A 19360-nucleotide genomic window follows, 5' to 3' on the forward strand; every position below is an offset into this window, starting at 1 on the left:
TGACGGATATGGATGTTTTTTTCGTAGATTACGATTATCTAACAGATGTATCTATCCAAAAGTTGACTTGGGTGGAGTTAAAGTTTGAAAATAAGTCTCAATTTTGTAATTGTTGTCTTAGAATGAGAACTGCGCGAGAGCGCCGACGCGTCGTGCCCATCCGTGTTCACCGTTGAAATCCTGACGCTTGCCAAGGTTGGCCTCAGCTCCGAAACGGATGCGGGGTGTAACGTCCCAGAACACATTGATGGCGCTGTAGAGACCATACTTGTAATCCGTACCTTCCACGCCGGTCGATGGCAGATAGCGTCCCTGACCGAAGGTGGCCGACATGAAGAGCTGCGGAGTGAAATTGTATTGCAGTCCTAAGAAATATCCCCAACCGGGCACCGTGCAGAGCTTGCCGGGATTCTTGGTGTCGGTGACGAGGTCGTATTTTCCAAGCAGGAAGTCACCGCCGAAGTTGGAGTATGATTTACCGGCATTGACAGTTCCATAGACGGTGAGCGGAGCCACGGGGCGGAATACGGTACTGAGCTGGAAGCCGTAGCCCACGGCCTGATGGTTGCGGCCGTTGATGAGGTCGCGGTAGGGGAGGAAGCGTGCAATACCTGAGAGGCGCACATGCTGTCCGGTTGCCCACTCATACTGCACCATAGCTGCGAAGTTAGGCAGAAATTCACTTCGTGCTGCGGTCTGAGTGCCATCGGTCTGCAATGTCATGCTCGGAGTCTCTACCGAAGCGGCAACATACATACCGCTTTTCCTGAAATGGTGCATGTAACGAATGAGCACATTTGTTCCGTCCATTTTCATTGTCGGGCCGGATGAGTCTACGGTTGGAGCTACTGCCGCACCGTCGCCGAATGTTGAGGCTGCGTAGCCGATGGTCCAGTCGTTGAGGACTGCGTAGGCTTTTTTCAGATGGAAGTCACGTCCCTGATAACCATTGAAGTTTGCTTCGATGTAGAGTTGGTAGCTCCCGAGGCGCTTGTTGCGTCCGATGACGCGGAAGAAAAGAGCTGTTCCTGCGGGAGTGGTTCCGAGCACCTGACGGTTCAGTTCATCGCGCTGCACCGGAATGAAGTATGGCGAGAATCCTGAGATTCCTGTCGAGCCGCCCCAGTCGAAATATCCGCGCATACGGACCATTCCGCCAATTCCCATGGCAAGCTGCGTGTCGCGGCTCATGAAGAGGAAATATGGTGCCTGCGGGTCCTGGAAGCTGCGGAACTGGTCGTAGTAGAAGTTCTCCACTAAATTGCGGATTGAATCGGATTCAGGGGTTTCTCCTTCACCGAAAAACACGACCTTGTGGTCATTGACAAGAGCTTCGTGCTGCTCTTCGACAGGGCTTGTGGCCAATGAAGGGATGGCTGTCAGGACCGACAGCGCGATACCGGATATGATGCGGCGGATGTTCATGATGAATTGAATGTTAATGGTGATGAAGTGTGGTGATGGTGGGTGGTGTTGAGCTGATGAATGGCCGACGGCAGTTGCCGTTAAGCATATTGAAATCTAATTTCACTTTTTATAACATTTGCATCTTCCTCTCTGTTCATAAATATTTACTGAAAAGCGATTTTTTTTGAAAATTGAAGTAACGTTTGGCCAGTTTTTCCGTCTATATAACAAAAGGACATCTTGAAGCTACCACCCCGCCGGAAACATGAACCGCAACGAGTTTGAAAGCATGGCTATCCCACTGAGGAAGCGCATTGTCAGCATGGTCATAGGGATGTCGGCCGAAGCCGACCCCTCGCTTGCCGACGATGTCGCTCAGGACACCCTTCTCAAACTGTGGACAATCCGCGACAGGCTTGATGAATACCGCAGTGTAGAGTCGCTTGCAATCGTCATAGCCCGCAACCGTGCCATTGACATTCTGCGCGACTCGTCCGGTCTGACGGTCGGCCTCGATGCCGTCGGTGAGCAAGCCATCACCCCTTCCGTCGAGGAAGCCATCATCAGGGCAGAGCATACTGAGGGAGTCATGGAGATAATCGCCTCGCTCCCCTCGGTCCAGCAAAACGTCATCCGGATGCGCCACATTGAAGGTCTGGAAATCGAGGAGATAGCGCGCATCACCGGTTCCACCCCGGGCTCCATCCGAGTGGCGCTTTCAAGAGCCAGACAGAACATAAAGGAAATTTTCATGCAGCAGCAATGATGAATCATATAGACAGTTCAAATATCAATCAGACAATCGAACGCTTCATGGCGGGCGAGACCTCGATCGAGGAGGAGAAGGCACTCTATGCCTTCTTTGCCCGACCCGGTTTGCCGAAGGAGCTTGAAGCTTACCGCCCCATGTTCGGGTGGTATGCCTCGCTCGGAACGGTGACCGATGGCAACTCCGGCGAAGTCCACGTCGAAGCGTCGGAAGAAGCACACACCGACACACTCCTCCCTAAACACAGCAAAAAAGCTCTCATTCTCCCTCTCCGTCCCTTGCAATGGCTCGGCATCGCAGCCATGCTTGCTCTGGTCTTCACCCTCGGGTTCTACTACCGCACGTCAAGCTCCATTCCTGAGGAATATCTCAGCTATGAAGGCAGCTATATCATCCGCAACGGTAAAAAGATTACCGATTTGCGTGTGGTGGTGCCAGAAATCCTAAGGACAGAGGGCATAGTCAACGAACGCATCGATGCCCTCAACCTCAGTCTTGAGGAAGCTGAGGATGCCTTTAACCGGGCAGTATTCGAGTCCTATGATACCTCAGACCCGACTGTGAGAGAGGTGATTCTTGCCGCTCTTGATGATTGATTCTCCTCTCTCCTGCGACAATCCACGGAAATTCTCCTCTCTCACTTTAATTTCTCCGTTTTTACAGATAACATTTATCATCCATCCAACAATATAAAGATAACGCCTCACACCATGAAGTTTATCCGTCTGATAGCCCTCTCCTTTATCCTGTGCTCGAATCTCGGTCTTTCTGCGCAGCAGTCGATTGAATCGGCAATGAAGGCTCTTGAAAATTCAAAGAGCGTCACGAACGAGGTCTACAACGAGCGTCGGAACCCGACGACAAAGGCCGTCGTAAGTTCCAACCGTCTCTATGAATTCTCTGACGACAAAATTGCCAACAAGCTGATTGATGCCATCCGAAAAGAGCGTGGCAATGCCGCCTCGTTTCAGATGAACAGCCGTAATCCGAAAGCGGCCTACAATATAACCTTTGAGAAGAAAGATGGCTCGGCCTACTCTAAATACACCCTCGTGCAGCAGGGCGACGGCATGTGGGTCTTCTCGGTAATCAAATCCACAGCCAAGACATCTTCTTCCAAAAAGAAAAACAAGGATCACAGCCAATACCATGAGGTACCCGGTGTGCAGTCGACCTACAGCATATATAACAAAGGATATAATCTTGCCGTGTATGACGAGAAAGGCATTCCTCCCGAATGGGCCTGTATCGGTGCAGGAACAATTCATGATTCCAATGGCAACCCTATTGTCATTGAGACGTGTGACAACGATATGGCAGTTAGCAGTCCAAGGTCATATAATTGTATGACCGTTTTCAATGAGACTGATGAGGCAGCTGCCCGCGCCCGAGAGCAAGCAGCTTACGCTCGTGAACAGGCTGCATACGCCCGTCAGCAGGCCGCCTACGCCCGCGAACAAGCTGCCTGCGCCCGTCGGCAAGCTATAGAAGCTCGTCAGAAAGCAATAAAGGCTGAGAAAAAGGCTGCGGAAGCCCATAAAAAAGCCTTGAAGCAGTCACGTTCCAGGAACGTCACCACAGGCGGTAATTACTATGTAAGCTATAATTAAATTCACATATATTGGAAAAAGCGATTCCGTCCGTCTATAATAGTGATAAAAAAGGTGATGAGCCGGGTATTCGGGTGAATATCCGGCTCATTGATGCTTTTTCCCGCTGAGGCTGTATCCTTTCGACTAAATTTTGACACGCTGACGTCAGGATTTAGAGCAGAGATGTCTGAAAAAACATTATCTTTGTGAATGTAAAAAAACTAAACCCGATAGCTTGACGTGTCAGGGGCTATCGGGAATCAACACTGCAAAGATAGTGAGATTTTTATGTATAAACAAATTTGGCACGTAAAAAAATCGCAAAAGCGGATGAAATATTCTGAATTTCAACAGATATTGTCGGGTGAACGGCTCCAACGCTATCTTTTGGCGTGTGACAACAATACACGGAAGACGATGACCCTTTACAGGTTGAATCTTAATCTGTCGCAAGAGGTGTTCACCCTTCTGAGTTGCTTTGAGGTGGCTGTCAGAAATGCGATTGACCGTATTCTGACTGAAAGACTTGGAGAGAATTGGCTGCGCGATGCAGTGCTTGATGGAGGAATATTTGATGTGCCCGGTTGTCGTGACAGTGCGAAAATCATAAAGAAAGCATATAACCGACTGATGCGTGACGGTTCCTATTCACATCCAAAACTTCTTGCGGAAATGGAGTTTGGAGTGTGGAAATATATGTTTGCCAATCCTCAATACAGGGCTGTCGGACGTACCTTACTTGCAATATTTCCCAATAAGCCACGTTCATCGGCAGAAGTTCAATATAACAACACATTTATATTCAATGAACTGGATGGCGTAAATATTCTCCGCAACCGAATTGCCCACCATGAGCCGATATGTTTTGCACGCCGCCAACCTGAAATCGGAACGTCCTATATACTGAATGCTTATCAGACACTTCACAAACTGTTTATGTGGATGGGGATTGACAGCCATTCTCTTTTGTATGGTCTTGATCACGTTCAGCAAGTATGTTCAAAAATCAATCAACTAAGAGGGTGTTAAAATACTTTCTGACTATGACTGTAGGAGAAGGTATTTTCAATATCTCTCACCGTGATACAATGGAATTTTCGTTGCACCATAAAAGCGATGAAGAGCTCGTACTATATGAATATACAATGGGCGGCGATGGCGGGTATATGACAATGTTTGACTCCATTCTTGATTTTCCATAGACTTGATTTTGACGCGCAGATGTCAGGATTTATATCTGTTGCGGTCTGTAAGAAATACAAAAAGCCTGTCAGGTTTGAAGTGACAGGCTTTTTGTGGTTTCTTAGAAGGGGAGGTCATCGGTAGCCGACGGTGTAAGGTCGGGCATCGGAGGAGCGGGAGCGGCTGCAGGAGCGGCATAGCCCTGAGGCATGTTCTGCGCAGGTCCGTAGGCTGCAGGTGCGCCGTATGCTGCGGGCTGGGGCGCTGCCATACCGGCATTGGGATCTTCAGCTTTCCATGCGCGGACTTCCACATACCAACGACCGTTGTACTCACGGCTGTCAATGTCGAAGCTGATTTTCACGACCTGACCTACCTGAAGAGGATACTGGTCAACGCGGTCACCGAAGAAGTTGAAGAAGACCTTGCGGGGATATGTTTCCTGAGTCTCAAGTACATATTCACGCTTTTTCCAAGCGTTTCCCTTCTGGGAAGTGCCCCCCACTTCCGGGAGTGCTACAATGATTTTTCCTGTTATTTCCATGTGTGGATATTGTGTTTTTGATTATTCTGAATTTCGCCTCTCCTGACAAATCCGGACAGCATTTCCGGTCAGAACCCGATTTTTCAATCGTTTCTGAAAATCAGAGGCTGACTACAAAAGTAATCAAAAATCCCCGACTCTCCAACAAAAATCCCCTGCCAGTTTTCAACATTCTTATTAACAATAGAAAGATTTCGACAAACCACTCTTGATAAATCCACCATATATTCGTATATTTGTTGGTGTTAAACCAATCCGGTTGACTTTTAATCAAAGCATCATGAACACTATCTCTCCTCATACCGAGGCCATTATTGGCCGTGTGCGCTATCTGATGGAGCTGCGGAGGCTTTCGCAACGTCAGCTTGCCATCTTGCTCCGCATCGATACATCCAATCTTTCCAAAGTTCTCAACGGCAAACTCCCATTCTCAGAGGGACTTGTCAACCGCATCGTAGCCGACCTCGGAGTCTCGAAAACGTGGTTGCGCGACGGCGAGGGATTGCCCTTCGACAAGACGTTGATAGCTAAGGAAATTCATTCAGACGCGGCAATGCCACGGCTTCAAGGCCAGCAGGGTATACCTGTCTATGATCTTGATGTGACGGCCGGATGCCGCAGTCTCGATGACCTTTTCGGCGAGATACGTCCGGTCGGGGCAATCGACATTCCCGGCATACCCCAGAATTCCAATATTGTGAAAGTCAGGGGAGACAGCATGTCGCCACGCATCATCAACGGTGGTTATGTGGCCATACGTCCCATCCGGGACATGCGAAATATTTTCTGGGGTCAAATCTATGTGGTGGAATTGCCGGAGTTCCGCATGGTTAAATATCTGCGCCGTCATGCCGATCCCGGAATGGTAATCCTCCACAGCGACAATCCGGACTACGATGACATGGACGTGCTGCGCTCTGACATCCGTTCGCTCCACGTCGTGGAGGCGATTCTGAACTATGAAATCATTTGATGGCCGTCGCCACGCAGATTGTTTCACCCGTATCGCTTGAGTGATAGGATAGGGCATATCTGTTTTCCCGTGCATCGGCCCGGCTGAAATCAGCGCTCACTTCTATCTCCGTCAGTCCGAGTCCGGGTGTGCGGGCGGCTTTGTAGACAGCCTCTTTTGCCGTCCAGCATTTCACAAGGAAATCCATCCCCGCATCCGCATCTTTTATCCGGTCTTTTCTTTGACTCTCATCCGCAGTCAGAAATTTTGATTCCACCCTTTCGAGCTGAGGACGTGCAGATTCAATGTCTGCCCCGATTCTACAGCCGGTTTTCCCGACTGCAAGCAGAAATGTGGATGAGGAATGTGAAATGGAGATGGGGATGTCTTCACGTCCGACAATGAAGGGTGCTCCATCGGCATGATGGCCTTTCATGGCCTTCTTTCCGAACACGGTTGAGAGCAGCCGCCGGCTCGCCGTCTGTTCGCGCTCGCTCCGTGAATCATTCCCTGTAGCCGTGATGGGTGTGAGATAGACCATATAGCTCACTCTCTCGATTATTTCTGTCATTTGACGGTGGTGATGTGTTTGAGCGCGTGAAGCATATCGCGCCGCACTGTTCTGACTATGGGTGCCACGGAATCAGTGGGTGTTTCGGGTGGAAAATTGAAATACAGTGCTCCTGAAAGCAGATGGCGTCCGTCGTGGGCAAGAAGTTGGACGGGTGTGGTGAGCGAACTGCGGGTCACTGCAAGCAATCCTTCCCAATCACCATCCGAAGTCAGTTCAATCAGTTCGGTGACAGCTCCGCCGGTGTTGAGTTCCATGCGTTCGCGTCTGTTTTCAATCGCTTCGGTCAGTTCCTGACGGTCAGTCACCGGAAGCAGTGTCAGATAAAGTCGGGCGTTGGCAAAAGTAGGGTATGTGACATCAATCCATATTCCTCCATCCTTATTCTGGCTGTCGACATTGGCTGAGGTATTGAATGGAATTGCAGTATCGTTGAAGGTCCTGACACTGTATTCCTCCGCAGGAATTTCAATCCTCGGCCATGCCTCAGGTTTGGGGACAGCTTGATTTCCGTCAGCCGGTCCGGAGCAGCTATATGACATGAGCGCAACCGCGAGGATGGACAATGCCTTGAAAAATGGAAGGGAGGACGCGATGTTCATGGTTGAAGAATCCTCGATTAGTTTGCGTGGGCCGGTGCCATCTGGTCGGCCTGTACCTCCGGCATAACCTTGACGCGCACGTTGACGATGCGGTGCTGATGGATGGAAAGGACAAGGAAACGGCAACGTCCGTAGACAATCGACTCCTTCTCCTTCGGGAAGTCACCTTTTATGGCAAGCAGCATACCGGCGAGAGTCTCGCAGTCTTCCGTCACAGCAGAGTAGTCCTCTTCGTCGAGATCTGTTACGCGGAAAAAGTCATTGAGAAGGGTTTTACCCTCGAAAATATAGGTGTCGTCAGGCAGACGGCGGTAGGTTTTCTCCTCCACGTCATATTCGTCGTCAATGTCACCGACAATTTCCTCAAGCACATCTTCAAGTGTGACAATACCTTGCGTGCCTCCGAACTCGTCGACCACAATTGCAAGATGCACGCGGCGCGAACGGAAGTCTTCAAGAAGGTCGTCGATCATTCTGGATTCAGGGACGTAGTAGGGTTCGCGCATCAGTTTCTGCCATTCGAAACCCTCTTTGGTCTGTCCGATATAGGGGAGAAGGTCGCGGGAATACAGCACACCTTTGATATTGTCCATCGAATTCTCATAGACCGGGAGACGGGCGAAGCCGCTCTCAATCACGACTTTCATCACCTCTGCGAAATCGTCCTCGACATCAATGCCGGTGACATCCACGCGCGGTGTCATCACTTCCGATGCTGTCGTGTCGCCGAATTTAAGGATGCCTTCGAGCATATCCTTGTTGTCATCGTCGCTCACCTGCGCTATTTCAAGTGCTTGCGAGAGGTCATCGGCAGTCACGGCGGTGTTTTCTTTTGTCACCACTTTCTTCACGATGCTGCCGCTTTTTACCAATACTGACGATAGCGGATAGAAAATCTTCACCCCGGCCTCAAGCATCGGCGCAGCCATCTTCGCCCAAGCCAGATTGTTGGAATTGGCGTAGAGTTTCGGCAGGATTTCACCGAAAAGCAGGATGAGGAAGGTAAGCAGGACGGTCTGGAGAATGAAACTCCACACTGCGCTCAATCCAGAGAAGACCGGGCCGAGAGCGAAGTTACAGAGCACGACTATGGTGACGTTGACGAGATTGTTGATGATGAGGATTGTGGCAAGCAGGCGTTCGGGGACGCGCAACAGCCGCAACACTTTCTCACCCGAGGATGATTCCTCAAGTTCGTCGCACTGCACGGGTGTAAGCGAGAAAAAAGAAATTTCACTACCCGACACGAAGCCTGAGATCACAAGTGCAAGCACAGCCAATGCAAGGGCCACAATCTGGGCCGTCGACATGGCGGGGATGCTCAGGAGGGGATTGTTGATGATGTCAAGAAGGAGGTTAGCCACCTGTTCAGTGGCTGGGAAAGGGTCAGAGTCCAAGACTATAAATATAAGTTATACAATGTCGTGGGCACATAGCCACGGTTTTATCACTGCAAAGATAGTAAAAATTCACTGATTCAGCGTAGGAAATCCTAAACTTATTGTTGATTGTCGTTTCCTAACCTGTCAGACGGCAGCCTTCTGCATCGGAATCATGCATTTTCGGTCATTGCCGAAGTGGAGGTGCGCTTTATCCCGACACCTCCCCGTTCGGCGATGAACACACCTCCGATGATGGCGATGGCTCCTGTGAATGTGTAAACAGTGAAGGGTTCTTTGAGTATGATTGAAGAGGCTATGATGGTCACAAGCGGAACAACATAGAGATAATTGGCTGCTTTGTCTGCCCCGAGCGACCTGACGGCGACGTTCCACATCAGATAACACAGCATCGATGCGAGGACGCCGAGAAAGAGCAGATTCATCCACACGACATTATGGGCGAGCAGGGCATAGTCCGAGCTATCGGTTTCCGCAATGAAAAATGGAAGTACAGAAACGATTCCGTAGAAAAACACCTTTCGGGTGATGAAAAAGGTGTCGTATTTCTTGGCCATACGGCGTACAATCAGGCAATAGCTCGACCATAGAAGCGCGGCAACTATGGTGAGGAAATCGCCGAGCGGACTGATTTCAAACTCCATGCCCTCGTTGATGATTACCAGGCCTACGCCTGTCAGTGCAATCATTGACCCTCCGAGCAAACTTTTGCGCAGCGGAGTCTTGTAGATTGCTCTTTCGAGGAGGACTGTGAAGATCGGGGCTGTGCAGATGAGGAGCGAGACATTCGAGGCAAATGTTATGCCGAGAGCGGTGTTTTCTGTGAGGAAATATATCGAGCCTCCCGCAAGGCCTCCGAGGGCGAGGGTAAGCTCGTCACGGAGGTTGGCAGCCAAGAATCTGCGCATCATGGGAAGAATGCACAGATAAGCTAATATGAAGCGGTAGATAAAGATTGCAAGAGGTGTCAGACCCTCGGCTATGAGCAATTTGGTTGAGATGAAGGTCACACCCCAGATGATTGCCGACAGGGCTGCAAGAAAATGCGGGAGGATAGTGCTGCGATTCATTATTGATGTTGACTTTTGTCGGTGCAAAATTACTTATTCTTTACCATAGTGCTGCAATATTGCTTGAAAGTAAGAAAATATTCCTATATTTGCCCGCAAAATGCGCTCCTATTCCTCCCGACGGATTGATGCGGGTGCTTATAAAGGACATAATGACTATGATACAGCTCGACGAAACTGACGTGAAATTGCTGAAAGCATTGCAGCGCGATGCTAAAATGGCCACCAAGACTCTCTGTGATGAGGTCAATCTCTCGAAAACTCCGGTCTATGACCGAATCCGGCGTCTGGAGAAGGAAGGTGTCATCAAGGGTTATACTGCCGTTGTGGATCAGAAGAAGGTGGGTTTGCCTCTTGTGGTATTCTGCAACGTCTCGGTTGCGGTCCATGACGATGAGCACATCATGCGCTTCTGCTCGGAAATCGCTGAGATTGATGAGGTCATGGAGTGTTACTGCACCGGCGGTCACTATGATTTCCTTCTGAAAGTGGTTCTGAAGGATCTGGAGTCCTACAATAAGTTTGTTTTTGAAAAACTGACCAAGGTGCAGGGCATCATCAAGATGCAAAGTTCATTCGTGCTCAATGAGATAAAATCAACCAATGTACTTGAGATAAAGCTGTAGGATGGCCCATGCGGATGTGTGAAACATGCGGAAATCCTGTGAATCCGGGGTTTTGGCCAGGAAATAAAAAATTTTTTCAGCCCTCTAAAATATTTTGCGCTCTCGTGTGTCATCCTTAGTGAAGGCCCTTCATCACAGTTTATTTAATTCAACATTGACACGATTATGAAAAAAAGATTTTTTGGTTTTCTCGTTTTATGGCTGGCTGTACCTGCCGCCGCAGGTGCCGGAATCATGCTGCTTTGGAATTTATTGTTCCCTGCAATATTCGGATTGACGGTGATAAGCTATTGGCAGGGATTGGGCCTTTTTCTGCTTTGTCAGCTTCTGTGTGGCGGTTTTATTTTCGGTTTGATAGGAATGGCGATGATGTTTGGTCATCATCATGCATCTGACGGCCATCGGGCCATCCATGATCACTGGCATAACATGAGCCGGGAGGAACGTCGTGAGTTCATCAACCGCCGCATGGGATTCCGTGGACCGTCTTTCGGTGGCGGGGTTGACGGGACTGCGGAATCCGGTATGGACGCAAAGCGCTGCGGGGCTGATGGCGAGGCGCGCTAAAGCATCTGAAGCGGAGGAGATCCTGCGCGATTCAGGTCCGGGTGTGAAACGGTTTATCCGTAGCCTGACGAAGATACGCGAGGATGCCGAGGATATTTGGCAGGAGGTGTGCTACAGTTTCCTGCGACATACGGATGATATTGAGAATGTCACCGCATGGCTCATGCGTGTGGCCCGCAATGCCGTCATCAACAATTCAGTACGCCGCCATGAATATCCCGATGCTGACGACGATCTTTCCGTAAGTCGTGAACTGGAGGAAATCATGTTTGCTCCTGACACTGCTCCGCCAGACATTATAATGCTCAGGTCGCTTGTCTGGGATGAGCTTGACGATGCTCTTGCCGAACTTCCCCCCGAACAGAGCGAGGCTTTCCGTCTGACCGTAATCGAGGGTATGTCGGTCAAGGAGATTGCGGAACTGACCGCAGTCCCGGCTGCAACAGTCACCTCGCGGAAATATTATGCTGTCAGACATCTCCGTGAACGTCTGGCCGACCTCTATATGGAGTTGCTTGGAGAATAGGGATGTTGTCCCCGCTTGCCCGTTGCGAAAACCGGGTGACAGACTCATTAAAATCCACTGAAAGAACAATGTTTAAGAATATATTTTGGATGGCGCTGATGTGCCTTCCTCTCCCTCTGTGTGCCTCAATTTCCCTGCCTGCCGATTCCATTCCGGAAACGGAGACCGTTGTCAATACCCTGCCGCCTGATGGCGATGACCTGTGGGACAGCGATTCCATCCTGATGGAGCTTGATGATGTCGTGGTGTCGGCTGCCCGCACCATTGTAAAGTCTGACCGAAAACTTCTCTATCCGCAGCGCGGACAGATTGAAGGTTCGACGAGCGGACTTGATCTCATCAACCGTCTTCATCTGCCCGGTCTGTCAATAAATCCGGTTTTCGGGACGATAAATCTGACCGGCGGTCGCAGTGTCCAATTGCGGCGCAACGGTGTGTTGGTCTCGGAGAAAGAGATTGCGGCCATTCCTCCGTCGGATATTGTCCGCATCGAGTATATCGATTCTCCCGGTCCGCGTTATGAAGGTGCGGATGTGGTGATTAATGTACTGACACGTCGGAATGATTCGGGAGGTAATGTCAGCGGTGAGTTTATGAATGCAATCGGCAACGGCAAATTCGCTTCGATTGACGATGTTGCTTTTTCTCATGGACATGGGCCATCGGAATTGGCTGTGAATGCTTCATGGTTCATGATGACGCGCGACAATTGGGTGCGTGACTACAATGAGACCCGTCATTATGCGGATGGCACCGTCGAGGAGCGCCGTGAGGTCGGTATACCGGTGAAAATCGGCAACTCAGGACTGGTCACGGATGTGAACTATTCCTACACTCCCTCGGAAAGCGACATGTTGAACGTCCGCTTTAACCTTGGTTGGGATCTCATTCCCTACAATGAGGAAGGTGACCGCCATTCATATCTCTACACTTCCACCTCCCCTCTTCCTGTGGAAATCAAGGAACATTCGTCGGAGCGCTCGCTCACACCGGCTCTCAGTCTCTATTACCGCCATGCTTTTTCGCGTGGTGAGAGTCTGACTTTCGAGGTCACCGGCACAAGGGTGAATTCCCGAAGTAAACGCCGGTATTCCGAACGCGGAGAGGGGCGTCCGGAAGAGGATGTGGTTTCCGACAACCGTGGGAGGAGCAATTCTTTAATAGCTGAAGGCGTGTGGGAGAAAAATATCTCAGCGTGGACATTTCTTGCAGGAGGTCGTCATCTTCAGCGCCTCACCTCTGACCGCTATGCCGGGACAGTCGCGGCCGACATCACAGTCCGTCAGGCTGAAATCTCGCTCTACGCTGGGCTTTCCCGCCGTGGAACGGATTGGTCCGCCTCGCTCTCTCTGAAGGGTTCACGCATCTATTCGCGTCAGGAAAATGTCAGCCGCAGTGACTATGCCTTTCAACCGGAATTTGTCGGTTCATATTCACCGGTGGCGTCTCTGACCATCCGATATTCCGCAGGATTATCAGCCTCCTCTCCGGCAGTTGCGATGATGAGCGACGTGGAGCAGATTGTTGATGCCGGAATGGTTGTTAGGGGCAATCCCGGATTGAAAGCATACAGGACTTTTAACCAACGTTTCAACCTCGGATTCAACCATCATCTCTTTGATGTGGACTGGACAGTGGGATTCAGCCGTGAGTATAATCCTGTGATGGGTGAGATTATCCGTGAAGGAACCCTGTTTGTGAAGACCTACGCCAATCAGCGTTCGTTTGACTGCCTGTCGTCGGAACTTAACTTGCTCATTCATCCTTTCGGGGACTATCTCACGCTCTCGCTGTCGCCTCTCTTCAACCGCTATATAAGCCGGGGGAATACCTATACCCATACATGCAATATGTTCCGTTTTCGTTGGGATTTGGATGTGAAGTTCGGGAACTGGGTGCTTTCCTACAATACTTTCATGGGTCCATCGAACCGTATGTATGGCGAGGAAATCATAGAGGAGAAAAATATGAATATGATACTTGCAGGTTATGTAGCCCCGACATGGTCACTTCAGCTTGGAGCATTTGATCCGTTTATGAAAACGTATTGGATGGAGACTCGCAATCTGTCGGAAATCGCTCCCTACACTTCGCGTGCCTATTGCCATAAGAACCCTTATTTTACAATAAAGGCAAGCTTCTCCCTCAACTATGGCAAAAAGCAAACCTCCGCATCACCCACCCCCCACCTCAATACCGCAGACGACAACCAAGGTCTGATGAAAGGATTCAAGTGAAATTTAAATAAGGCAAATAAGCCTAATAGGGCTAATAAGTCTAATAAGCCCAATAAGTCAAATAAGCCCAATAAGTCAATAATGCTTATTGGGCCTATTTGTCCTATTAGACTTATTGGACCTATTAGACTTATTAGCCCTATTTGCCTAATTATCCCTATTATCTTCCCCCAATCATCCTCTCGGTTCCGGGCGGAGGTTGTAGTTGTTGCGGAGGGATTCGAAGGTGGCGGGGAGGGAGGCCGTGTGGATTGATTTCAGGGATGAGGTGTCAGCATCAATGTCGTAGTTGATTGCTTCGGGAGTGATGGTTTTAGGAACGGGGGCGGTGTGGGGAAGGGTTGCGGTGAATTTTTCAGGAGTGATGTCCATTCCGTAGTGTCGGGCAAGATGACGTGCAAGCGCGTCGAGTACCATTGAGGTCGCGCGGATTTTGCCTTCTTCAGAATAACCGGCTATATGTGGTGTGGCCACGGTTGCCATTTCGAGCAATTCTGTGTCGATGGCAGGCTCTCCTTCCCAGCAGTCAATGGCAAGTGCTGAAATCTTGCCGATATTGAAAGCCCGTTTCAGCGCATCGGTATCCGTAACGGGACCACGGGCGGCGTTGATGACCATCGGTCGCTTTTCGGTCTTGTCAAGGAAACTGTCGTTGATGAGGTGATAGGTCGGGTGCTTTCCGGTGCGTGTCAAAGGGGTATGGACAGTGATAACGTCACACTTCCGTGCAATTTTATCAAGCCCGACATACTCCTTGCCGTCTTTTCCCTCCTCTTCGCGTGGAGGGTCGTTGAGCAGCACGGTCATGCCAAGTCCCTTTGCCCAGCGTTCGAGGATGGATCCGACATTTCCGACACCGATGATTCCGAGTGTCTTGTCGGCAAAGGTTTCGTCCGGGCGGAGTGTGCGTCCGATGGCTGCAAGCACATATTGCGCCACAGCGGGAGCGTTGCATCCGGGAGCGTTGGCGACGCATATTCCCCGTGACGAGCAATAGTCAAGGTCAATATGGTCGGTGCCGATTGTCGCTGTCCCGACGAAGCTGCATTTCGATTCATCGAGCAGATTGCTGTTGCATTTTGTGCGTGTGCGTGTAAGGAGAATGTCAGCATCGCGCATCACCTCCGGCGTTATCGCATCGCCGGGAAGATAGATGGCGTTGCCGAGCCCTTCAAGAGCTTCTTTAAGAAAAGGTATGTTGCGGTCGGCAACTATTGTCAGTGTCTTGTCCATAGTCATGCAGGGGGAAGAATCAGACGAGCATAGCCCAGGTGTAGATTCCAAGGTAGGCCACTATCAGTGAAACGACCACGATGTAGCCTCGCCGCATGACTGTCAGACGGAAGAAATGTCCCACCTGAAAGGCTATGCAGGCGTTGAGTATGGTCACATAGAAGGCTATGTTTGTGAAGTTGATGATTGCAAAGAGGCCAGTCGCGACGGAAATCAGCGAAATCATTCCGTTGTAGGCACGAGCCTGTGCATTGAATCCTATGATTTTGAGTAGATTGAAGCCTCCGAGGAAGAATCCGGTAATGAGTGTCAGCAAGGTGGCTGCAAGCATCGGCCAGCTTCCCGGCATCGATAGCAACATTGCCGGAGGGGTGAATTCGAAGTGTGGGATTTCCGGTTGTGGAACTATGCCAAGTCCCCACACGATCCATGCGGGAGTGATGTTGCCGAGGATGGCCGCAAGTATCTTCTTGAATTTGAAGATGCGCATCTGGCCGAGCCCGGCAATGAAGAGAGGGATGTAGAGGACGGTGGTATATTCAATCAACTGGCCTATACCCAGAAGGAAGAAGGCAAGGAATACCCTTCGGCTGCTTTGCCTGATGTTGTAGACACTGAACATCAGCCACACTCCTGCGAGGATGAGCAGGGCGATGATTGACGATGCACCCAACTGCCCCATGACGGCAGGAACACAGGCCATCGTGAACATAAAGTAGGCCGCGAAGAATACCGATGTGGTCCGCAGGAGATTGAAATGCCTGTTGATGAGTATCATCAGTCCGGCTGTCGCGCCGACGAATATCACGTTGGCCCATAGCGAGAGCCACGATGATGAGAGCCATTCGGCGGGTGTCGGGAAGGCTATTGTGCGGAAGTCGCCGATACGCGGGATTTTTCCGAATGCGTAGGCCTGTATGGTCATGAAAATGGCCGCGAGGGCGATGAGCACTGCCATCCCTCGCGACCTGATGATTCGTGTGAATGTGACTTCCTTTCGGGTCATAGATGAAAATTAGAGGAGTGAATCGACTTGACGAGTCAAATCCGCATGAGCAGCGGAATCCTGACTCATCGTCTTCAAGACAATTTTTTGAGATCCTGTCCGATGTCGCGGCGCATGTATTTGCCTGCGAATTCAACGGTGTCGGCTGCGGCATAGCTGTTGGCGAGAGCTTCGTCAATGTCTTTGCCGTAGGCGCTACATGCGATGACTCGACCGCCTGAGGTGACGAGCTCGCCGTCGTCGGCGCGGCTTGTTCCGGCATGGAAGAGAATGGCGTTGACTGCATCCTCGGCTCCGGTGATGACCTCACCCTTGGAATAGCTGCCGGGATAACCGCCTGACACAACCATGACGGTGGTGGCGAAGCGCGGGTCTTCGGCAAGAGGAAGCTGACCGAGATTGCCACGGGCTGCAGCTTCGAGGAGCGGGAGAAGGTCGGAGGCGATGCGGAGCATCACAACTTCTGTCTCGGGGTCGCCCATGCGGACGTTGTATTCAATCACCATCGGTTCGCCCTCGACTTCGATGAGTCCGAGGAAGATGAATCCGCGGTAGGTGATACCTTCGGCGATGAGTCCGTTGACGGTCGGGAGGATGATGCGCTCCTCAACCTTGCGCATGAATTCCTCGTTGGCAAACACCACGGGACTGACAGCACCCATGCCGCCGGTGTTGGGGCCGGTGTCACCTTCGCCGATGCGCTTGTAGTCCTTTGCGACGGGGAGTATGCGGTAGCCGCCGTTGCCGTCGGTGAGGACGAAGACCGAACATTCGATTCCTTTGAGGAATTCCTCGATGACTACTGTCGCTGAGGATTTACCGAACATTCCGCCGAGCATTTCGCGGAGCGATTTCTTGGCTTCTTCGAGCGAGTCGATGATGAGCACGCCCTTGCCTGCTGCGAGGCCGTCGGCTTTGAGTACGTAGGGGGCTTTGAGGGTTTCAAGGAATTTGCATCCATCCTCGACAGTCTCGGCAGTGAAGCTCTGATAGCGCGCGGTGGGGATTGAGTGGCGTACCATGAACTGCTTGGCGAAATCCTTGCTGCCTTCGAGGGCGGCGCCGGCTTTCGAGGGGCCGACGATGACGGGCGCACCTTCGATTTCCTGGAAATAGTCAAAGATACCTGCCACGAGCGGGTCTTCATTTCCGACCACAATCATGTCAATCTCCTTTTCAGCCGCGAAATCGGCGATTGCCTTGAAATCGAGGGGGGAGAGCTTGACATTCTCGCCGTAGGCTCCTGTGCCTCCGTTGCCGGGTGCGATGTAGAGCTTTTCGAGACGCGGTGAGAGTGAAATCTTCCATGCAAGCGCACATTCACGGCCTCCGGAGCCGAGGAGAAGCACTTTCAGCTTTTCGCCCTGCTGCGCTAGGGTTTCACCTGCATTGAAGGGGCTCTTTTCGGGAGCGTTGCTTACGGGATGACGAAGCGTGTTGAGGTTCTGTTGGATCGACATGGGTAATTTATGGTGTGGGGATGAATGGGAAATGGATTAGTTCTCACTGTTGTTCTCTCCTGTACGGCTATCGCTGTCGGGACGCTTCCAGCGGCGGCGTGTGCGCATGAACGGGCCTGTCGGCGCAGGGATAGAGGGGCGTTTGGGTGATTCGCCGAGCGATTTGAGCGCGTGGGGATTGCGGTGGCGCGAGAGAAGTTCCTCAGCCTCATTCTGAGCTGCGGTTTCCTCTTTGAATTTGCGGCGGCGTTCCTCGCTCTTGGCATATCCACCCTTCTTCGGACGGTATTTGTCCTCGAGAGGATTGGATTTGTGGCGCGCGGGAGCGGCTTCCTTGCCTCCCATGCCTTTGGCGCGGGCATCACGCTTCCATTCGCTGTCGCTCTTGCGTCCGGGGCGTTTGCGGTCGGGACGGTCGACGGGGCTTTCCTTCAGTATGCCACCTTCCTTGCGGAAGTCGCTCTTCGTGCCCTCGAAGATTACATATTCGCGCAGTTCGCAGTCAAGACCGCCGTTCTGCATGGCTTCCTTGGTGGAAGGGCTGAGGCCGATGGCTGCGAGATAGTCGGTGTTGGATGAAATCACCCATGCATGGTAGCCGAGGAAGACGCGTTTCAGCTTTGTGCCGATGAGCTTGTAGAGCTGCTCCATGTCCTGGGAGTTGATGCGCTCTCCGTAAGGGGGGTTGGTGACGAAGACGCCCGGAGTTCCGTCGGCGGGAGCTGCGTCCCACTGCTGGAGTGATTTGATGCGGAGGTTGATATATTCGTCGACACCGGCTGAGAGGATGTTGCGCTCGGCGATGGCTACTGCCTTGGGCGACACGTCGGCACCGTAGATTTTGAAGGGTACGTCGCGGCGCTCGGAGTTCTCGTCCATGACCTTCTCGAAGAGATCGCTGTCATAGTCATGCCAGTGTTCGAAGGCAAAGCCCTTGCGGTAGCTGCCGGGCTTGATGTTGGCTGCAATCATGGCTGCTTCGACAAGGAAGGTGCCGGAACCGCACATGGGGTCGACGAAGGGGGAGTCGCCGCGCCATCCGCTCTTGAGGATGATGCCTGCGGCGAGGACTTCATTGATGGGTGCTTCGGTCTGGGCCACACGCCATCCGCGTTTGTGGAGGGATTCGCCCGATGAGTTGAGCGAGAGGGTGACGCGGTCGCCATCGATGTGGACGTTGATCATCACGTCGGCATCGCTCAGACGCACGCCGGGGCGCTTGTCGGGACCGAAACGGTCCTTGAAGTAGTCCACGATAGCATCCTTGACCTTGTAGGTCACGAAGCGGGAGTGGGTGAATTCGGCTGAGTGAGAGGTGGTGTCGATTGAAAAAGTCTTTTCAAGCGTGAGCACATCGCTCCAGTTATACTCTTTGACCATTTCATAGAGTGAGTCGGCATCCTTTGCGATAAACTTATAAATCGGCTTGAGGATGCAGAGTGCGGTGCGGCAACAGATGTTGGCGCGGTAGAGCATAGCGAGGTCACCTTCGAAGGATACCATGCGTCGTCCCGGCTCAACGTTGACTGCCCCGAGTGCGCGCAGTTCTTCGGCAAGCACTTCTTCAAGACCTTTGAAGGTCTTGGCGACCATTTCAAAACGATGTTCCATTCTTT

19 protein-coding genes are annotated in these 19360 nt (G+C 51.4%); 9 read left to right on the forward strand and 10 right to left on the reverse strand.

Annotated elements, in window-relative coordinates; translation table 11 throughout:
- Positions 1–117 precede the first annotated feature (117 nt).
- Positions 118–1425 carry a hypothetical protein gene (locus QZ310_RS08365; protein WP_297072052.1) on the reverse strand — a complete coding sequence of 436 codons (1308 nt, stop codon included), beginning with the start codon at positions 1423–1425 and terminating at the stop codon, positions 118–120.
- 247 nt (positions 1426–1672) lie between these two features.
- Here QZ310_RS08365 and QZ310_RS08370 point away from each other — a divergent pair, with 247 nt between their 5' ends.
- The 4 genes from QZ310_RS08370 (at position 1673) to QZ310_RS08385 (ending at position 4797) form a co-directional block, all read left to right on the forward strand.
- Positions 1673–2173, forward strand: a complete 501-nt coding sequence (locus QZ310_RS08370) for a sigma-70 family RNA polymerase sigma factor (protein WP_297072053.1) — start codon at positions 1673–1675, stop codon at positions 2171–2173.
- A complete protein-coding gene (locus QZ310_RS08375; RefSeq protein WP_297072054.1) occupies positions 2170–2772 on the forward strand; it encodes a hypothetical protein in 603 nt (200 codons plus the stop codon). The genes QZ310_RS08370 and QZ310_RS08375 overlap by 4 nt, the downstream gene beginning before the upstream one ends.
- Positions 2773–2886: 114 nt before the next feature.
- Complete coding sequence (locus tag QZ310_RS08380) at positions 2887–3786, forward strand: DUF5024 domain-containing protein (protein WP_297072055.1); 900 nt, start codon at positions 2887–2889, stop codon at positions 3784–3786.
- 312 nt (positions 3787–4098) lie between these two features.
- On the forward strand, positions 4099–4797 hold the full coding sequence (locus QZ310_RS08385; RefSeq protein WP_297072056.1) for a hypothetical protein: 699 nt from the start codon (positions 4099–4101) through the stop codon (positions 4795–4797).
- A 274-nt stretch (positions 4798–5071) separates the two neighbouring features.
- On the opposite strand, the gene QZ310_RS08390 is transcribed toward QZ310_RS08385, so the two are convergent.
- Positions 5072–5494 carry a DUF3127 domain-containing protein gene (locus tag QZ310_RS08390; RefSeq protein ID WP_297072057.1) on the reverse strand — a complete coding sequence of 141 codons (423 nt, stop codon included), beginning with the start codon at positions 5492–5494 and terminating at the stop codon, positions 5072–5074.
- Positions 5495–5774: 280 nt separating this feature from the next.
- Between QZ310_RS08390 and QZ310_RS08395 the strand changes: the two genes are divergently transcribed.
- Positions 5775–6467 carry a S24 family peptidase gene (locus tag QZ310_RS08395; RefSeq protein WP_297072058.1) on the forward strand — a complete coding sequence of 231 codons (693 nt, stop codon included), beginning with the start codon at positions 5775–5777 and terminating at the stop codon, positions 6465–6467.
- Here QZ310_RS08395 and QZ310_RS08400 read toward each other — a convergent pair.
- The 4 genes from QZ310_RS08400 to QZ310_RS08415 form a co-directional block, all read right to left on the reverse strand.
- Positions 6460–7017: a 4'-phosphopantetheinyl transferase superfamily protein gene (locus tag QZ310_RS08400; protein WP_297072059.1), complete on the reverse strand. Its 558-nt coding sequence runs from the start codon at positions 7015–7017 to the stop codon at positions 6460–6462. The genes QZ310_RS08395 and QZ310_RS08400 overlap by 8 nt on opposite strands.
- Entirely contained in the window at positions 7014–7619 is a 606-nt protein-coding gene (locus tag QZ310_RS08405) for a hypothetical protein (RefSeq protein ID WP_297072060.1), read from the reverse strand. The genes QZ310_RS08400 and QZ310_RS08405 overlap by 4 nt, the downstream gene beginning before the upstream one ends.
- 17 nt (positions 7620–7636) lie before the next feature.
- A complete protein-coding gene (gene gldE, locus QZ310_RS08410) occupies positions 7637–9016 on the reverse strand; it encodes a gliding motility-associated protein GldE (RefSeq protein ID WP_297072061.1) in 1380 nt (459 codons plus the stop codon).
- A gap of 155 nt (positions 9017–9171) precedes the next feature.
- Positions 9172–10089, reverse strand: coding sequence for a DMT family transporter (locus QZ310_RS08415; protein WP_297072062.1), 918 nt, complete (start codon positions 10087–10089; stop codon positions 9172–9174).
- Between the two features lie 158 nt (positions 10090–10247).
- Between QZ310_RS08415 and QZ310_RS08420 the strand changes: the two genes are divergently transcribed.
- From QZ310_RS08420 to QZ310_RS08435, 4 genes are all read left to right on the forward strand, one after another.
- Positions 10248–10715: an Lrp/AsnC family transcriptional regulator gene (locus tag QZ310_RS08420; protein ID WP_300847882.1), complete on the forward strand. Its 468-nt coding sequence runs from the start codon at positions 10248–10250 to the stop codon at positions 10713–10715.
- Between the two features lie 165 nt (positions 10716–10880).
- Positions 10881–11282, forward strand: a complete 402-nt coding sequence (locus QZ310_RS08425) for a hypothetical protein (protein WP_297072064.1) — start codon at positions 10881–10883, stop codon at positions 11280–11282.
- Positions 11164–11808 carry a sigma-70 family RNA polymerase sigma factor gene (locus tag QZ310_RS08430; protein ID WP_297072065.1) on the forward strand — a complete coding sequence of 215 codons (645 nt, stop codon included), beginning with the start codon at positions 11164–11166 and terminating at the stop codon, positions 11806–11808. Before QZ310_RS08425 ends, QZ310_RS08430 begins: the two co-directional genes overlap by 119 nt.
- 68 nt (positions 11809–11876) lie before the next feature.
- Positions 11877–14045 (forward strand): TonB-dependent receptor, encoded by a 2169-nt coding sequence (locus QZ310_RS08435; RefSeq protein WP_297072066.1) that lies wholly within the window; start codon positions 11877–11879, stop codon positions 14043–14045.
- 174 nt (positions 14046–14219) lie between these two features.
- On the opposite strand, the gene QZ310_RS08440 is transcribed toward QZ310_RS08435, so the two are convergent.
- From QZ310_RS08440 to QZ310_RS08455, 4 genes are all read right to left on the reverse strand, one after another.
- Entirely contained in the window at positions 14220–15278 is a 1059-nt protein-coding gene (locus QZ310_RS08440) for a 4-phosphoerythronate dehydrogenase (protein ID WP_297072067.1), read from the reverse strand.
- A 19-nt stretch (positions 15279–15297) separates the two neighbouring features.
- Positions 15298–16284: a hypothetical protein gene (locus QZ310_RS08445; RefSeq protein ID WP_297072068.1), complete on the reverse strand. Its 987-nt coding sequence runs from the start codon at positions 16282–16284 to the stop codon at positions 15298–15300.
- 74 nt (positions 16285–16358) lie between these two features.
- A complete protein-coding gene (gene purD, locus QZ310_RS08450) occupies positions 16359–17639 on the reverse strand; it encodes a phosphoribosylamine--glycine ligase (protein WP_297072093.1) in 1281 nt (426 codons plus the stop codon).
- 141 nt (positions 17640–17780) lie between these two features.
- The gene (locus QZ310_RS08455) at positions 17781–19355 is read right to left on the reverse strand and encodes a THUMP domain-containing protein (protein WP_297072069.1); all 1575 of its coding nucleotides are present in this window, start codon (positions 19353–19355) and stop codon (positions 17781–17783) included.
- Positions 19356–19360 lie beyond the last annotated feature (5 nt).

This window comes from uncultured Duncaniella sp., from assembly GCF_910577345.1.
Classification (GTDB): Bacteria; Bacteroidota; Bacteroidia; order Bacteroidales; family Muribaculaceae; genus Duncaniella.

Coding starts and splice junctions, on each gene's coding strand:
- QZ310_RS08405 (WP_297072060.1), bottom strand. CDS start 7,619: ATGAACATCGCGTCCTCCCTTCCATTTTTCAAGGCATTGTCCATCCTC.
- QZ310_RS08380 (WP_297072055.1), top strand. CDS start 2,887: ATGAAGTTTATCCGTCTGATAGCCCTCTCCTTTATCCTGTGCTCGAAT.
- QZ310_RS08375 (WP_297072054.1), top strand. CDS start 2,170: ATGATGAATCATATAGACAGTTCAAATATCAATCAGACAATCGAACGC.
- QZ310_RS08445 (WP_297072068.1), bottom strand. CDS start 16,284: ATGACCCGAAAGGAAGTCACATTCACACGAATCATCAGGTCGCGAGGG.
- QZ310_RS08370 (WP_297072053.1), top strand. CDS start 1,673: ATGAACCGCAACGAGTTTGAAAGCATGGCTATCCCACTGAGGAAGCGC.
- QZ310_RS08390 (WP_297072057.1), bottom strand. CDS start 5,494: ATGGAAATAACAGGAAAAATCATTGTAGCACTCCCGGAAGTGGGGGGC.
- QZ310_RS08365 (WP_297072052.1), bottom strand. CDS start 1,425: ATGAACATCCGCCGCATCATATCCGGTATCGCGCTGTCGGTCCTGACA.
- QZ310_RS08415 (WP_297072062.1), bottom strand. CDS start 10,089: ATGAATCGCAGCACTATCCTCCCGCATTTTCTTGCAGCCCTGTCGGCA.
- QZ310_RS08400 (WP_297072059.1), bottom strand. CDS start 7,017: ATGACAGAAATAATCGAGAGAGTGAGCTATATGGTCTATCTCACACCC.
- QZ310_RS08425 (WP_297072064.1), top strand. CDS start 10,881: ATGAAAAAAAGATTTTTTGGTTTTCTCGTTTTATGGCTGGCTGTACCT.
- QZ310_RS08385 (WP_297072056.1), top strand. CDS start 4,099: ATGAAATATTCTGAATTTCAACAGATATTGTCGGGTGAACGGCTCCAA.
- QZ310_RS08395 (WP_297072058.1), top strand. CDS start 5,775: ATGAACACTATCTCTCCTCATACCGAGGCCATTATTGGCCGTGTGCGC.
- QZ310_RS08435 (WP_297072066.1), top strand. CDS start 11,877: ATGTTTAAGAATATATTTTGGATGGCGCTGATGTGCCTTCCTCTCCCT.
- QZ310_RS08440 (WP_297072067.1), bottom strand. CDS start 15,278: ATGGACAAGACACTGACAATAGTTGCCGACCGCAACATACCTTTTCTT.
- QZ310_RS08420 (WP_300847882.1), top strand. CDS start 10,248: ATGATACAGCTCGACGAAACTGACGTGAAATTGCTGAAAGCATTGCAG.
- QZ310_RS08455 (WP_297072069.1), bottom strand. CDS start 19,355: ATGGAACATCGTTTTGAAATGGTCGCCAAGACCTTCAAAGGTCTTGAA.